Source organism: Zooshikella ganghwensis DSM 15267, from assembly GCF_000428585.1.
GTDB classification, from domain to species: Bacteria; Pseudomonadota; Gammaproteobacteria; order Pseudomonadales; family Zooshikellaceae; genus Zooshikella; species Zooshikella ganghwensis.
The window spans coordinates 1-15,668 of sequence record NZ_AUAF01000117.1; the positions used below are offsets into that span (position 1 = coordinate 1).

Below are 15,668 nucleotides of genomic sequence, written 5' to 3' on the forward strand. Positions count from 1 at the left end.
GTTTCAACCGTGACCTTCTTGAGCATTTGTGCAAATTGATTGAGGTCTTTTTCTGTTTTAATGCCCTTAGCGGCTTTTTTAGCAAAGGCTTCAAGTTCTTTTTGAGTCACCATAATGGCCTATCCTTATACCTTGTTAACATTAAGAATAGGCGGTTACACAGAATCTTTTACAGTCTCAAAAAAAGACTGCTTCAAGCAACTTTGAAGCTGTTTTATAGGCGGAATGAGAACCCCAACTTTGGTATTCATAAGGATTTGACGTAACCGGTGGTACAGGAGAAGCTAAACGATCGAGAGTGTCGGCGAGGATTGTATACAAGAATGCGCAGTATTCGTTATCTTAAAGCCTGTCAAACGGACGCTCAACGTCTAACTAGAGGAAGGTAACCGAGTGGTGAAGTCACTACAGAACAAGCCCAGCATGCGTCAGAACAACTAGCAAAGTGCAGTGTACAAAAAGATGCGTGATCTGGTTAGAGAAAGCATAGCTGGGGCCAGACCACGCAAATTCCCTAGCAATTCAGCTAAGTGATTTAACTATAGTGAAATTTCTCACAAAGTGTTCTCATCTTGCTAAAATAAATACAATTATTTCAACAAAATTACCGCCATGCTATTTAATCAAGTTCGACTACAGCTTGGGCTTTCATTATTTTTCTGCATCAAAGCCATCGCTAATGATTATGATTATATTTTTGCGGCTGATACATGGCCACCTTATTATGGACCTAAGCTCAATAACGGTGGATTTCTCGCTGAAATTATTCAAGAGGCTTATCAGTTACAAGGTAAAAAAGTATTTGTTGTCTTTACTTCATGGAAACGTGCGCTGGAGTTGAGTAAAAAAGGTAAATATCAAGCGTTATTTGGCGCTTACCCAGTACCTGAGCGTGAGCCTTATTTCCAGTACACTTCTGCTATTTGCAATAGTCGGATGTATCTCTTTAGTAAACGTTCAAAAGCTTACGAAATGAGTACTCTCAAAGATCTTGGTAAACTCAGGGTGGGGGTTGTACGTGGCTATTTTTACTCGAAGCCTTTTAACCAGGCTCACTTCGTAAATAAACAAGAAGCCTTATCAGATATGGTAAACATCAAGTTACTTATTCATGACCGCATTGACTTGATCGTAATGGATGATCGCGTTTTAAAGTACTATATCAACACGGCGTATCCCTCTTTTTCTGATCAATATATACAACATGCCCTCGTGATCAGTGATGATACGGTTCACCTGGCTATTTCAAAAGCCATTCCGAATACACAGCAACTGTATCAAGAATTTGAGCAAGGATTTACGAAAATGAAAGCTCAAGGAAGACTCGAGGCTATTATGCAAGCCCATGGCTTTGACTTACCCAATGAATCTAAATAAGCGTCGTTACTGCTTAGCTGGAGCTGAGTATTCTCCAGTCATCACATCATCCATCATTTTTTCATATCTCCCCGTTGCTTTGAGTTTCTTGAGTCCTTGATTGAACTTATTAATCCAATATTGGGCTTTTTCGTTACGTTTTGATGTCAGCAAATACCAGTGAGCTTCTCTGAGAGGACGAGTATGATTGGTAATCAATTCACGACTTGTGGCTGGAAACTTTGTGGCCAGTATTTCATAACCAATCTCTGCTTCTGCTACAAACAGAGGAATGCGTTTTGCCAGGAGCTTTTTAAAATTCAAATAATCGCTATTTGCAATATCTGCTTTTACAATATTTTGCTCAATGGCCTGTTTTAATCCGTCACCGTAAAAGTAACCTCGGGTGACACCCACAACAAGACCGGATAAGTCATTCCACGTTTTCCAATCAAACGTGTAATCCTTACGGTGAAAAAAGACAGTCCGGAGCGTAATAACCGCATCACTTAGCAAGAAGTGTTGCATGCGCTCTTCATTTTTACTCCACAAAATGGTGCCATCATACTTACCTTTCTTAGCTTCACTCATGGCACGCTTCCAGGGCAAGAAGACATATGTCACCTCAATGCTTTCCAATGCAAAGGCTTCAGTGACAATGTGAGAACCTGCACCATAGTGCTTATAGGTTTGAGACATGAAAGGAGGCCATTCGCCATTGGTGAGAAATATGGTTTCATTTGCACCCGCAATCCGAGCAATAAAGAGCACAAAGCTCATCATGACCGTTAGTGATAAACATTTCACAGTCAAGTGATTGACTATTTGAGCATTCATTTAAAGCCCCTACCCTTCACTTGGGAAAAAACAAATAGACTTAATAGTACAAGTATAGGCACCTATCTAGTGGTATATTATTTTTTTGAATACAATTTTTGGGATGGACGGCTCTTGCAGCTTATTCAAGAAAAAGTCAGCGCGTCATTAAGCAGAAAAGAGAACTTCTTACAAATTTTGTCAACCTCTCCGGTATGTATCATACGCACCAGTTGCTGATTAACTTTGGTATATATTTTAAATACTTTGGGTGAGCTTTTAGAGATATGAAAGATGAAATGTGGTAGGCTTTATGGCGTTGATTCTAATGACCTTAATTGTTTTGGGTATTCTGTATTGCTCAATCAGTTCTACACATTGGGCTATTTCAAAGCCTAGTGGCAAGATTTGACAACGGTTCAAGAAAAGCATCATAGAAGCCGACTTACGGATCAGTGCCGAGATTAAACAAAGCATGTATACAGAAAGGGCTCATTAGATTTAATATCCCCCCATAATTAAATCATCCATATACTTATCATATGTGTCATCCTGTTTGATTTTCGCAAGACCTGCATTGAATATTTTAAGTAGATCTAGAGAGGATTTATTCTTTTTGGGAAATAATAGATGTGCTGTATTCTCGACAAGAGGATGGCTATTGAACGTTATATTTTGTATTACTTTTGGAGGAAACTGTTTGTTTAGGATCATTAATCCTGTAATGGTAGATACTACAATTGTATCTAATCTGCCTCTGACTAACATATTAAAGTTGATATTATCATCGTTGTTAATGATGATATTTAGAGATCTGTCTTCATATGCGTTCCAAAACTCTTTCGTATAAGTATAGCTTCGTGTTGCTCCAATACGAAGCCCAGTTAAATCCGATAATGTTTCCCAGTTAGGAAAAGGTAAAGTCTTCTCGTGAAAAAAAACGTAAGCCTCTTTGTGCATGTAATCGCTACAGTAAAAAGTTGGCTGGACTTTTTCTGTGCAGGCCCAGTAAGAAAGAGCTGCATACTTACCACTTTCAGTATCAGCGTAGCTTCGAGCCCATGGTAAGTAGATATAATCTACTTTATAGCCTTGCCGCATAAATGCTTCTGATATGACGTGATTAACAAAGCCATTTTTTTTAATTTGTTGAGAAGTCCAGGGTGGATATTCTCCAGTGGCGATAAGAATAGTTGTATTATCTGCCTTTGTGCTTAACACAACAGATAGGAGTACCATGAAAAGGATAAAAGCGAAGATCTTATTTGAAAAATGCATATTTGAAAAAATGTTAGTTATGGCATTCTTCTTATTATAGGTAATCAAGTATGGACATGATTACCCATTAATCATTTTTTTGTGAATAAACGCTTTAAAATTGAGGTATTAACTAATTATCTATTGAGCATACCCACATTGTGAATGAAACTTCATCATCTTCAATCGTTTGTTCTTCAACTATTTCAAATTCTGTATTCTCTAAAGCAGCTAAAAATGTACGCCTTGCTTCAGTTCCCTGGGGTAGCCCCCCATCTTTTATGACAACAAAATTCCCCTCAGGCTTTAGTACTCGATGAGCTTCTTTTAAGCCTTGTTGCTGATCTAGCCAGTGATCAAACGAGTCAAAAGCGAATACAAAGTCAGCTGAGGACGTTTCAATAGGTAGGCATTCGGCGCTACCTTCTTTAAATACTATGTTGTTTTCCTTTGAGTGATTAACTTTTTTTTCACGGGCTATTTCTATCATGCGCTGGACTGGATCAACACCAATTAATAGGCCATTTGTAACTTGTTTAGCCGCGTGCCTTAATGCGCAGCCGGTGCCACACCCGATATCGATAACTGTTGAGGATGGAGGTAAATTAAGTGCTTCAACACCAAGTTTATTGGTGGGGTATTCTCCATACTTGTTGGCATACCACTCAGCTGTTTCGGTATTCCAATTACTCATAATTTTTTTCTAAACCTTCATTAAGGATTTTTTGTACAGGATACTCAATAACTGTTTGACAAATATTGGCGAAGATTACTCATTAAAGCAACGTTGATCTGCTTTTATATCAGGCCAAATACTTTGTAGGAACGATTCAGAATGTTTGTTTACATTAAAGACCATCATGCCGCCTCCAAGTTGCTGAGATTTTAAACATGTCGAGATTGCTTTAGCTGTGGATGGTGGCGTTATCACAGTTGATACACCTATACCAAGCTTTTCTTTTGACATACCTGCGTTTAAATAGGTTGCTACTCTGTTACAGCTTGCTGCCCAGTAACTCATTTCCCATCCATACGAAAGTTGTTCATGGAGTTTTTTATGTTGCCATTCTGTTTCAAAATATCTTTGATCATGAAAGAGTGCTTTGGAAATAATTTTATTAGGCATAATTTCTCGAAGAGCACTTGTGACTTTAATTAGTGAGTCTTCATATTCCTGGTTGCACTTTGAGTATTCGTCATCAATATCAATTCCATCAAGTTCATATTTATCAACAGCATTTTTTAATACCTCTGCAAACGCACGTGCTTGCTGAATGTTGGTAAAGCAGGACCATCCGGCATTTTGGTGATTACCAAGTACATCTAATACAACTTTAATGCCTTTTGCTTGAAGCTCTCGAACTTGGTGAATATTGTTTTCTAATAAGTCATTTACTTGGGAGTTAAAATGGAGAATGGCTTTTTCACCATCGTAGTTGATATTTGCAGCAAAAATTACTGCAATATCAAATAATGGTTTACCGTTTTCTGTGATAAAGCACCCGGCATCACGAACTGGATTATCATTTACTTCAATGTAAGCAACTTTCAGCATATCTTTTTTAGGTGGTTCCTCTTGATCTATAAGCTTACAGAGTGATGTACCTAAGTGACGTGTATCATGCTTAATTACTTTACAACCATAACCTGGACCTGATATTGATGCCTTATTATTTATGCGAGCAATATCCCAGTCATTAAGCAGAAGGCAATACTTGCTTCTTTCGGCTTCTACATCATGCAAAGAAACATAAACATAATCATCTGGACAGGATTGTTTATCGATACGGATAATATCTGACGCTATGGATAAAGAAGCATAAGTGAGCAAGTAGGTTAATGGAATTATTTTTTTTATCATGCCTGTATTCCGTTATTTTTAATAATATCCTTGATTTATTGCTATAGAAGATAGATATGAGGTGTATTTGTCAAGTCAAACTTTAAGTATACCCTTCACACATCGTTTTTATGCATGTTATCCGCAGCCTTTACCCTAACGGGACAGCTAAGCTGTTCTAATGTGTTGCCCATACATTAGTAGGGTTTGTTTCATCCTAGCGGACATCGAGATCAGCGCTCTTGAGCATCAAGGATGGTGGGAATGAAGTTTATGCAAATGATCTTGGATAAAAAATAATCACTTTGGCTTGATTTGTAATGAGTGGCATAATAGCCAGGAATGTGTGCTGCGTTGGGAGATGGTCTTCAGTGCGGCGAGAATAGCAATGTGAGCTTCGAAGGATCTCAGTTGACAGTCTTATGATAGAGCAAGCCCAACATGTTCTGAAGCATGTATTTGGTTACGACAACTTTCGTCCACTACAACAGGAAGTGATTACCAATATTGTATCTGGTAAGGATACGCTTGTTATCATGCCTACAGGAGGAGGTAAGTCACTTTGTTACCAAATTCCTGCATTGTTGTTTTCAGGCATTACGATTGTCGTATCACCACTGATTTCGTTGATGAAAGATCAGGTTGAACAGCTAAAGCAACTGGGTGTAAGTGCGGTATTTTTGAATAGCAGTTTGAGTGTTCAAGAGTATCAGCACAATATTGATATGATTTTGCGAAAAGATGTGAAGTTAATATATCTAGCTCCAGAAACACTCTTGCAAAGAAAAATTCTGTCATTGTTATCTACGATCGATATTGCCTGTATAACTATTGATGAAGCCCACTGTATTTCCGAATGGGGACATGAGTTTAGACCTGAGTACCGTCAACTCTTACAGCTACGAAGTATATTTCCCCATGCCATTTATGTGGCACTCACTGCAACGGCAACACCTCAGGTTCAAAAAGACATATGTAATAACCTTAATTTAGATACTCAAAATACATTCATTGCCAGCTTCGATAGGACTAATCTGTATCTTCAGGTATTGCCTAAAAAAAGCCCATTACAGCAAACAGCTCAGTTTTTGGACAGTTTCAAGCAGCAGTCAGGAATCATCTACTGTTTAACCCGACGTCAAGTAGATGAGTTAACTGCTCATCTTCACTATCAGGGCTATTCGGTATTGCCCTATCACGCAGGACTAAGTGATGAGGAACGTGCAGCAAATCAAGACAGGTTTATCCGGGACGATGTTAGTATTATCGTTGCTACAGTAGCATTTGGGATGGGGATTAATAAACCAAATATTCGGTTTATTCTACATTATGACTTACCAAAAAATATAGAAGGCTATTATCAGCAGATTGGGCGTGCAGGGCGTGATGGTCTACCTGCTCATTGTCTATTATTATTTGGATATAGTGATACCCAAAAGCTCAGATACTTTATTGAACGGATGACTGAGCATGAACAAACGCATGCCATTACACATCTCCAAGCAATAGTCGGCTATGCTGAAACAGAAGACTGTAGACGTGAAATACTTATAAATTATTTTGGCGAAGACTATTCAACAGAAAACTGTAAACTGTGTGATAATTGTTTAGAAGAAAAAACGCCCAAAACTGATGTTACAGTCGCTGCTCAGAAGTTTTTATCTTGTGTAAAACGAACGGGTGAGATATTTGGCGCGTCTTATATTATTGATGTGCTTAGAGGATCAAGCTCAGCCAAAGTAATGAGTAATAATCATCACCAGTTATCTACGTACAATATTGGACTGGAATACAATAAAGATACTTGGATGCTACTTGCGAGACAGCTTATTCAGCAAGGTATACTTGTTCAAGATTTGCGTTTAGGTAGTTTGAAACTTAATGCAAATTCCTGGCAAGTAATGCGTGGACAGCGGGCTGTACGAGCAAGACTTGTATCCACTTCAAGCCGCAGTAATAAACTGTTAGATGAGTTAAATTACGATCAAATTCTTTTTAGTCAGCTTAGACAGTATCGAAAAGAATTAGCAGATAATATGGATGTACCACCTTATACCATTTTTTCAGACAAATCACTGCAGGAAATGTGTATCTATTATCCACAGACAAGAACAAGCATGCTGGCGATCCATGGTGTGGGTGATGCAAAATTTGAAAAATACGGTGATGCTTTTCTAGATATCATTATGCATTACTGCGCACAGAATAATATTCAAGAAAAACCTAAAAGTATATTAGCATCAAATAAAATAAAAAAACGAAAAATTGAGCCTCGAAAATATATTATGGTTAGTGATCGATATAATCATGGAGAGACAATTGATCAGTTAAAAAATGACCTAAATGTTACTCGAAATACTATCTTAAGTCATCTGTATCATTTTATGATGGATGGTGGTAAGTTGCGACAGGATAGAGACCTTCTTTCTCTTTCTGAGCTGTCTGAAGTACAACAGAAACAAGTGCTCCTTCTATTCAAAGAACTTGGCTTTGAACGTTTAAAGCCGGTTTATCAAGCCTGTAGTGAAGAAGTTAGCTATGATGAGTTGCATATTTTACGGGTTTATTACCTTGCTCAGGCTTCATGATAGAGAGTATATTTTATTTAATAGTAAAGTGAACTGGAATTAATAACAAAAAATCAAGTCTTACAGGTGATTGTTTATACTCTTGGTGAAATGTTTTATCCATATTTGATAGCCAATGGAAAGATTATGAAAATTTATAAATCATTTTTAATAAGTACCATTTTGTTGTCACAATTTGTATCGGCAGATGTATTGAAGTTTTATCAAGTAAGTGAGAGTAGTGAAAAAATCTGTAAAGAGATCTCGTTTGGTGGTGATGATTTAATAAACAAAAAAATAAAAAATAATTTGGTTAGTATTATTAATGTTGATGCAGGCAAAAGTTTCAATGTTGATTCGACAACAAAAAATGAGAATAAATTAGTTATTACCGGTAAACTGTTTAGTGAACCTGAAGATCCTAGTCAAAAATTACTGGGTGTTACGTTACATACATCATACAAAGGTGTGAGTGGAACACTGATTAAAACTGAAGTCAATTTAAAATATAATACTCCTCAGCTAATTGGTGGGGTTTGTAATAGAGAAAATGCTGAATCTGAGGAGGCGGAAGCATCTGAACTATGGTTTGCTTTATTGAGTGAAAAATAAACAGACTTTCAGATTGCGAACATGCTTACTATACACAATACGAATGGTTTTTAGGTGCGGCCATCGGATGACGAAGCCCCATGAGCCTATATTAATTGGTGATTGGAGTGAGGAGTGAAGATAACAAAACCTAGAAATCATTTGTATTGGGTATATTGTTTTTATGGTAAAGATTTTTTATGAAGGGCATAATACAGGGAAAGTGCACTTAGCACTTTTCCTGTGTGAGACATGCAAGCTCGTAGTAATGGTTGTTGTTATAAGTAAACTCTTGAATTACATCAAGGCCAAGCTTTCTTGTATGCGCTTCAAATGATCTTGAATTAACTTTATTAATAAAAGTGACCAGTATAGGATAGCGCTTCGACATTTCCTGTTTTGCAAAATCAAATATTGCTTCTAATGTTCCACGGCCTCTAAGATGCTTATCAATACATATTGGGCCGTATTGATAAGAGTTATCGATGGAGAGTGTTTGACCTCTATACGTTAGATTAGGTAAATCCTTAATCATATGAGCAAACATTGGCCAAGCAGACCAAAACTGCCAGGATGCAGCCATCACGTAGGCAACTACTTTATTGTCATCTTTCGCAATAAACAGACCCTGTTCTTTTTCTATTAGATGTTTCAGTTGTTCCTTGGTAAATGCGGTTGTTACAAAGCCACTTTCCTTATCTTGTTCTTCAATAGAATCAATTTGGTATTTATAGTGAAGCGCTAAGGTACTCTCGATATCTTCAATTTCGGCTACTTTAAACTGCATAAGTTTGTTCACTTTATTAATGCTAATAAGAAGCAAAATTATACCACGGGGTATATATTAAAAATAGAGTTAACAAGCTTATATTGAGCAGTATGGATATCCAAAAAATAATACGAAAGGATGTTTTTTTGGTTTTATGATTGAACACTTGCTGGCCTATCATAGCGCCAGGCCAACCACCAAGAGTTGCGAAAAAATGCAAGGTATTCTCGCTGGTCCGCCAAGAACCTTTTTCAGCGGCCGACTTATCAATCTTGTATATAAAAAAGTGAGCACACTTAAAATTGCATACATGATCATAATGTAAAAAAATATTTTATTGGGAAAAACAAGATAACCAATAAAAGCACTGAAAGACATAATTATAATTATTGCTAATCTGTATTTTCTCATTGTACGGCTTTGCTTATACTACACATTATTTACCAGCAAGTTTATAAAAGACATTGAGGGAGCATCATTATGATGTTTTGTATATGACTGCTTTACCATGTCTTATTTCCAGACCTGTTCGTGCTGCTTTAGTTAGACCTTTTACAACTAAACTGTATGAGTTATCAATCATTCTTTCTATTTCACTGTTAGGTAGTGAACCATCAATGATTACAGTGTTCCAGTGTTTTTTATTCATATGGTAACCAGGCCTCACAGCGCTAAATAGGTCCCTTAGTTGGACTGCTTCAACTGGATCACATTTTAAGTTCAAGTTAAGAATACCGTCTTCTGATGAAACTAATGCAAACATTTTGCCTAATACTTTGAAAACGGCAACATCAGGTCCAAAAGGGTAATCTTCCGCAGCTTCTGGCTTTTCTAAAATGTACTGTTTAAGCATAGACTCTGTTAGTTCCATTTTTCTTGTCCTACATGTCAGTATACCCTTCACGAATCATTTTTAGGGTATAGCTGGCTGTCTATTAAACTTGTATCTGCTAAATAGCATAGTTATTTTTTTAATAATATAATCGGTCTATGACAATGTTTAAAGGACTTTAGTGATATGTATATTAGAGAATCAACTGATAGCGATTTGGCAGACATTATTAATATACATACTGAGGCTTTTGCTAATGATAAAGAGGCAGAGCTTGTTGTTAACTTATTTAATGATCAGAGTGCCCAGCCAATTCTTTCACTTTTGGCTTGTGTTGGCGATATCGCAGTAGGTCATATTCTATTTACGACCTGCCGTTTGCCCTGTACTGTACAAAAAGTGTCTTCTGTATTGCTTGCTCCTCTTGCTGTAATTCCTTCACATCAGCAGCAGGGTGTTGGAGGTAAGTTAATAAAGCAAGGTTTAGAAACGCTTTCTGACAGGGGAGCTGATCTTGTTTTTGTGCTAGGGCATCCAAGCTACTACCCTCGTTACGGTTTTTTTCCAGCAGGCTGTCAAGGCCTACATGCCCCTTATCCTATACCTGAGCAACATGCTGATGCTTGGATGGTTCAGTCGTTAAAGCCAGGTATACTAGGTTCAGTTGAAGCCAAGGTGGTCTGTGCTGACGCTCTGGATAGACCTGAGTATTGGCGTGAATAAGGGCTTAGTTTGTACTCTTTGTTATATACTGGATAGATGCCATCCTGGCATCTCCTATTGATATTAGCTTGTAGATTTGAATATAGCGGCATCAATAATACACCAGATGTGTAATGGGATAGCAACTATCAAAGGAATAAGTAGAAATGATAAGCCATATGCACCACCCGTAAAAATGAAGAACAAGATAGCTGCTAACAAGCGGCCTTGAACCAGCTGACCTAAGCCAGGAATGAAAAAGCTACACAATGCGGCTATGACATTACCGCCAGAACCCTGTCCTGACATACTTATTACCTCTATTTAAAACAATTTACACTAATCGCTCATTCTATCATGAAGGACTTACTTATAAAGTATGATCTTTGTGTTTATTTGTATATTTCTAAGTTGTTAAAGTTTACGTATTATGCAAACAGTTTGCATATTGCTTATCGTTATTCTGTTGTAGAAAAATATAAGCTTGATGATAAGTGTTATGTGACCTTAATCTCGCTTATTTATCAATCTAAAAATATCGTTAGAAAAGCTGTGCTTTATGCCCTACTCTTAGCTAATTAAACCATAATGTTAAAATTTGTCTGGATATATTTTTACCTCAAAATATATCAGTATTTATAGTCAAACTATAGTTTGCAGGTGGTCACAATGAAATATTTATTAACAAGTTTGTTAATTATTTATTTAAACTCAATGATAAGTCCGGCTTTAGCTAAAAATGATAAGCACCATGATAACTATAATAGCTTACCTCCTGGATTGCAGAAAAAAGTAAACCGTGGAAAACCGTTACCACCAGGATGGCAGAAAAAACTTGGTAAAGGTGATATTTTAGATGACTCAATCTATGTGCGAGGAAAAGTAGTTGTTCCCTTAGGCAGAGATGGTGCAATAACTATTAATGTGGATGGCACTTTTATTAAACTATATGAACATACCAGAGAAATAATCGATATCTTTTAAGTTTGTGTTTACTTAACCAGTACATGTTTGACATGATTCCAATTGCTTAAATAGTTTGGTGATAACTGTGAGCGCGCCATCCGCCAATCTTGTTGAATACCATTGCTGGCCAAAAAAATACCGTTGTTAAACTGGTTATTGATGGCATCAATAGTATCCATAAGTCGTAGTGTTTTTGTCGTGTCGTATTGCTTTGTAAAGAAGTCGTGTTGAACTGAGCATGCCTCCCTCAATTCGCAAAGCATAACCCCTGCTTTGGCATAAGCAAACCCAGTTTGATAAATTGCTTTTAGTCCTTTTAAGGCGTTTGTGATGAGTATACGAGTGTCCATAGTAGGGTAAGGCAGTGGTATAAAAGCACTGCGTCGGTATTGTCCATTATGGTCAAAAGGGCTGGTCCGAATGAAAACCATTATTGTTTTTGCTGTAGAGTTTTGTTGCCGAAGCTTTTCGGATGCTCTTGATGTATAGCTACTGATAGCTTCTTGTAAGTCGGTTAAATCAAAGACGCGCTTGGAAAATGATCGGCTACAGATGATCTGTTGCTTACTCGGGGCTTCAAGTATGAGATCAATACAAGGTTCACCATTAAGTTCTCTCACTGTGCGCTCTAGTAACACACTGAAGTGTTTGCGAATCACTTTGGGTGGGATGCAGGCTAGATCATAAGCTGTAGATAGGCCCATAGCCTGCAGTTTATAAGTTAATTTACGGCCAACTCCCCATACCTCACCAAGTGGCATGGCTTTGAGTAGCGTTGTTTCTTGTCCTGGTAGAACTTCATACACACCATTGTACTCAACATGTTGTTTAGCATAGTGATTAGCAAGCTTCGCGAGTGTTTTAGTCGAGGCAATGCCAATACTCATCGGGAGACCGCAATATTGCGCTAACGTGGTACGAACCTGCTGACCATAGTTTGTCAGGTTTGACGCGTTTATATTGAGATTAGTTAAGTCTAAAAAGGCTTCATCGATAGAGTAAACTTCTACATTAGGTGTAAAGCTTTCCAGTATACTCATAAGCCGTTGAGACATTGCTCCGTATAAGCTGTAGTTGGATGAAAATACAGCAATGTTATGTTGCTGAATGATGTGGCGAGCCTTGAATACAGGAATGCCCATGCCAATACCTAAGGCTTTAGCTTCTGCTGAGCGTGCGATAATACAGCCATCATTGTTGCTAAGGATAACAATGGGTTGGCCGGCTAAATCAGGCCTGAATATCCGCTCACAACTGGCATAAAAGTTATTGGCGTCACATAGAGCAATAGTCATATCTTTGCATTAGCTATACTGTACTTATATACAGTATAGCTAATGCAAAGGTGCTGAACAATATTTGAGCACTACTTTAATGTATTAAATGCAGTATGTTTTAAACTCAAGATAGGTCAATAACAGGTAGTTCATTTGAAGATTACAGATTGGGAAAATAGGTTTTCAGCATTCCTGGAAACAGAGTTAAATGAAGCAGGTGATAAGTCGCATGACTTAAACCACGTAAAACGGGTGTGGAATACTGCTAAAGGAATTATGGGGGTAGAAGGGGGGAATGAACTGGTTGTTATCACCGCCTGTTACTTTCATGATATTGTCAATTTGCCTAAAAATAGCCCTGATAGGCATTTGTCATCGACGTTAGCGGCACGTAAAACACTTGCCATTTTAGCTGAACGTTTTCCGGACTTTCCTAAGGTGTGTTATGAAGCTGTTGAGCATGCTATCTGTACTCATAGTTTTAGTGCAGGCATCCAGCCAACAACAATAGAAGCAAAGATTGTTCAGGATGCTGATCGAATAGAGGCATTAGGGGCTATCGGTTTGGCCAGAGTGTTCTATGTTAGTGGGTTAATGGGACAAGCATTATTTGATGGGAATGACTTATTTGCTGATGCTCGTGAGCTGAATGACCGCCAGTATGCGCTTGATCACTTTCAACAGAAGCTATTAACGTTGCCTGAAACGATGCAAACTGCAACAGGCCGGAAAATCGCAGTCCACAATGCAAAGTATTTAATCGACTTTATGGCAAAGCTATCTAGTGAAATAAAAGGAGAGCATCATGTAAAAGATCCAGAAGTGATTGCGCGCTTTGGGTCTAAGTTTCAGTAATCAATGATAATTGAAAACGCTAGCCGTTTGTTTCCAAATCTGGCTAGCGAATTTTAAGCTATAAAGTAAGAATAAAAGAGCTATTTAGAAGGTCGATGGGCTTAATGGCAGCTGAACCCACTCAAAAGGTACTTGCTGCTCTTCAGCATAAGCTTCGAACAAATCAACTGCATCACGGATACGGTGTAAATATTTGGCTGCAGTTTCCTGATGGAAGCCAATTGAAACATAAATAGTTTGTTGAGGATCTTGTCGCCACTTTTCAATATTTTGTTTCAATACTGCTAACATTTCTGGCCCAGTAATATAATCTGCCAGAATTCCATTATCAGGAATTTCCCATAATGGTGAAGACATAGGACCTATAAGATAGGGCTGTGAGACAGGTGTAATGGTAGTCCATAAACCATTAAGCCAGTTATACAATCGATCAGACCAACGCCTCCCTTTTAGCAGTTCAGGCGCTGTTGCAGAGGAATCAAATAAAAATCCTTCTGCAGATAATGCGGCTATTACATTGGGTTCTGCCATCCATCCACCAGCACGAAAACTGACGGGCTGATTAAATCCATTATTGATCAGAATTTGCTTACTGACACTGATAATGTTTTTTAACTCATCCGTTGTATAAGCACTAATGGGGACATTAGCTCCACAGTCACCAGTGGTGTGGCAGCTATTAAGTGATATTGGACCAGGGTAAGACCAGTTAGGAGATCGTCTGAACTTAACATTTGAGTATTCAACAAGAGAGCGCCATGCATGAACATGTAAACCATGTTCATCATTATTGCGCAGTACTTGCTTAATTTTTTGTGAGACTTCAAAAGAGTTAGCATTTGGCTTGGTGTAATACGCTGCATTTAAGAAGTGTAGTAGCCCAATATGTGGGTAATCATCCCGAAAGGAATTCATTGCAGCTAAATTTTTTTCATCTAGTACTCTACCCTCCCAATCTACACTGATGATACCTACCACCTTGCCTTGGGCATGAGCTTGGCTAATCAGTGCAACTATCGTGAAAATGGCTATGAAAAAAAAGTGTACAACAAATTGGAGCGGTTTCTTTACTATCATGACAAGTTCCTTTGTACAGAATTCCGTTACAACACACGACAGTTTACCTGCAAATTATAATGCTTGGAAGCTTAGGTATTACTAAATCGATTGTAAGCTGTTTGATGATCTGGAATCACTTTGGTGGCAGTTAAAGTTGTGAAATATTTCACCTGATAATCAGAGTCTCAAGAAGTAATAATAAGACCCATCAAGACGCAGGGCGAAGTGATGTCTATTTGAGGCAATGATTGGGTAATATATATAGAACAACAGTTTTATAGCCTGTTGACTCAGGTGGGTAAGGCCAAATTGGTCAATTATCATGTACTTGGGAAAACACTTAACTTGTCAAAAATACAAGTAGGTGATGGCGGCGATAAAAAAGGAAAAGCAGGTTTTCCTACAGAAGATGACACAAAGCTGGTTAATCTACGTTGGGAAGGAAATATTAACTGTATTTACGTAGATAATAAAAATGAAAAGGCTCTATATGGATTCCTAGGGGGTAGCATATAATACAACCAAAGATGTATTATGCACGTCTATTTGGGTAAATTAAGTCAGTAATAAGCAAAGAATGATCAATATCAAACAACTGGTAAATGATGAGCAATGCTACCAGTTTATTCGTCAGAGACGTTGGCCTGATGGCGTCAGCTGCCCTCACTGCCAGTCTCAACAAGTAGAAGGCAATGGTAATCATCAAAAGCAAATTGCCCGAAAACGTTATCGCTGCCTAGCGTGTCATCGGGGATTTGATGACCTAACTCTCACCATTTTT

General features: G+C 37.9%; 18 protein-coding genes. 8 read left to right on the forward strand and 10 right to left on the reverse strand.

All coding sequences use genetic code 11. From position 1 onward, the window contains the following. Positions 1–612 precede the first annotated feature (612 nt). The gene (locus tag F607_RS0119530; RefSeq protein ID WP_027709434.1) at positions 613–1,377 is read left to right on the forward strand and encodes a substrate-binding periplasmic protein; all 765 of its coding nucleotides are present in this window, start codon (positions 613–615) and stop codon (positions 1,375–1,377) included. Between the two features lie 6 nt (positions 1,378–1,383). On the opposite strand, the gene F607_RS0119535 is transcribed toward F607_RS0119530, so the two are convergent. From F607_RS0119535 to F607_RS33050, 4 genes are all read right to left on the reverse strand, one after another. After that, positions 1,384–2,193 (reverse strand): substrate-binding periplasmic protein, encoded by an 810-nt coding sequence (locus tag F607_RS0119535; protein WP_051311648.1) that lies wholly within the window; start codon positions 2,191–2,193, stop codon positions 1,384–1,386. A 480-nt stretch (positions 2,194–2,673) separates the two neighbouring features. Beyond that, complete coding sequence (locus F607_RS0119540; protein WP_169719823.1) at positions 2,674–3,393, reverse strand: substrate-binding periplasmic protein; 720 nt, start codon at positions 3,391–3,393, stop codon at positions 2,674–2,676. Between the two features lie 169 nt (positions 3,394–3,562). Continuing rightward, on the reverse strand, positions 3,563–4,123 hold the full coding sequence (locus F607_RS33045) for a class I SAM-dependent methyltransferase (RefSeq protein ID WP_051311650.1): 561 nt from the start codon (positions 4,121–4,123) through the stop codon (positions 3,563–3,565). Between the two features lie 75 nt (positions 4,124–4,198). After that, on the reverse strand, positions 4,199–5,290 hold the full coding sequence (locus F607_RS33050) for a glycosyl hydrolase family 18 protein (protein WP_051311651.1): 1,092 nt from the start codon (positions 5,288–5,290) through the stop codon (positions 4,199–4,201). Between the two features lie 401 nt (positions 5,291–5,691). Between F607_RS33050 and recQ the strand changes: the two genes are divergently transcribed. Continuing rightward, positions 5,692–7,857 (forward strand): DNA helicase RecQ, encoded by a 2,166-nt coding sequence (recQ, locus tag F607_RS0119555; RefSeq protein ID WP_027709437.1) that lies wholly within the window; start codon positions 5,692–5,694, stop codon positions 7,855–7,857. 126 nt (positions 7,858–7,983) lie between these two features. Beyond that, positions 7,984–8,448, forward strand: a complete 465-nt coding sequence (locus F607_RS0119560; protein ID WP_027709438.1) for a hypothetical protein — start codon at positions 7,984–7,986, stop codon at positions 8,446–8,448. A 208-nt stretch (positions 8,449–8,656) separates the two neighbouring features. On the opposite strand, the gene F607_RS0119565 is transcribed toward F607_RS0119560, so the two are convergent. The 3 genes from F607_RS0119565 to F607_RS0119575 form a co-directional block, all read right to left on the reverse strand. Further along, positions 8,657–9,214, reverse strand: a complete 558-nt coding sequence (locus F607_RS0119565; RefSeq protein WP_027709439.1) for a GNAT family acetyltransferase — start codon at positions 9,212–9,214, stop codon at positions 8,657–8,659. Between the two features lie 22 nt (positions 9,215–9,236). Next, on the reverse strand, positions 9,237–9,527 hold the full coding sequence (locus F607_RS36150) for a DUF1294 domain-containing protein (protein WP_084611337.1): 291 nt from the start codon (positions 9,525–9,527) through the stop codon (positions 9,237–9,239). Positions 9,528–9,674: 147 nt separating this feature from the next. Further along, a complete protein-coding gene (locus F607_RS0119575) occupies positions 9,675–10,067 on the reverse strand; it encodes an MmcQ/YjbR family DNA-binding protein (RefSeq protein ID WP_027709441.1) in 393 nt (130 codons plus the stop codon). A gap of 147 nt (positions 10,068–10,214) precedes the next feature. On the opposite strand from F607_RS0119575, the gene F607_RS0119580 reads away from it, so the two are divergent. Then, entirely contained in the window at positions 10,215–10,751 is a 537-nt protein-coding gene (locus tag F607_RS0119580; protein ID WP_027709442.1) for a GNAT family N-acetyltransferase, read from the forward strand. Between the two features lie 63 nt (positions 10,752–10,814). Here the strand turns inward: F607_RS0119580 and F607_RS0119585 are convergent, their stop codons facing one another. Beyond that, positions 10,815–11,039: a hypothetical protein gene (locus tag F607_RS0119585; RefSeq protein ID WP_027709443.1), complete on the reverse strand. Its 225-nt coding sequence runs from the start codon at positions 11,037–11,039 to the stop codon at positions 10,815–10,817. 360 nt (positions 11,040–11,399) lie between these two features. On the opposite strand from F607_RS0119585, the gene F607_RS0119595 reads away from it, so the two are divergent. Beyond that, positions 11,400–11,714: a hypothetical protein gene (locus F607_RS0119595; RefSeq protein ID WP_027709445.1), complete on the forward strand. Its 315-nt coding sequence runs from the start codon at positions 11,400–11,402 to the stop codon at positions 11,712–11,714. An 8-nt stretch (positions 11,715–11,722) separates the two neighbouring features. On the opposite strand, the gene F607_RS0119600 is transcribed toward F607_RS0119595, so the two are convergent. Beyond that, the gene (locus F607_RS0119600; RefSeq protein ID WP_027709446.1) at positions 11,723–12,991 is read right to left on the reverse strand and encodes a Y-family DNA polymerase; all 1,269 of its coding nucleotides are present in this window, start codon (positions 12,989–12,991) and stop codon (positions 11,723–11,725) included. A gap of 135 nt (positions 12,992–13,126) precedes the next feature. On the opposite strand from F607_RS0119600, the gene F607_RS0119605 reads away from it, so the two are divergent. Further along, on the forward strand, positions 13,127–13,828 hold the full coding sequence (locus F607_RS0119605) for a phosphohydrolase (protein WP_027709447.1): 702 nt from the start codon (positions 13,127–13,129) through the stop codon (positions 13,826–13,828). Between the two features lie 84 nt (positions 13,829–13,912). On the opposite strand, the gene F607_RS0119610 is transcribed toward F607_RS0119605, so the two are convergent. After that, entirely contained in the window at positions 13,913–14,905 is a 993-nt protein-coding gene (locus F607_RS0119610; RefSeq protein ID WP_027709448.1) for a polysaccharide deacetylase family protein, read from the reverse strand. 243 nt (positions 14,906–15,148) lie between these two features. On the opposite strand from F607_RS0119610, the gene F607_RS30640 reads away from it, so the two are divergent. Continuing rightward, the gene (locus tag F607_RS30640) at positions 15,149–15,403 is read left to right on the forward strand and encodes a phage tail-collar fiber domain-containing protein (protein WP_268967647.1); all 255 of its coding nucleotides are present in this window, start codon (positions 15,149–15,151) and stop codon (positions 15,401–15,403) included. A gap of 61 nt (positions 15,404–15,464) precedes the next feature. Continuing rightward, a partial coding sequence (locus F607_RS0119620; RefSeq protein ID WP_027709047.1) for a transposase occupies positions 15,465–15,668 on the forward strand: 204 nt, incomplete at its 3' end.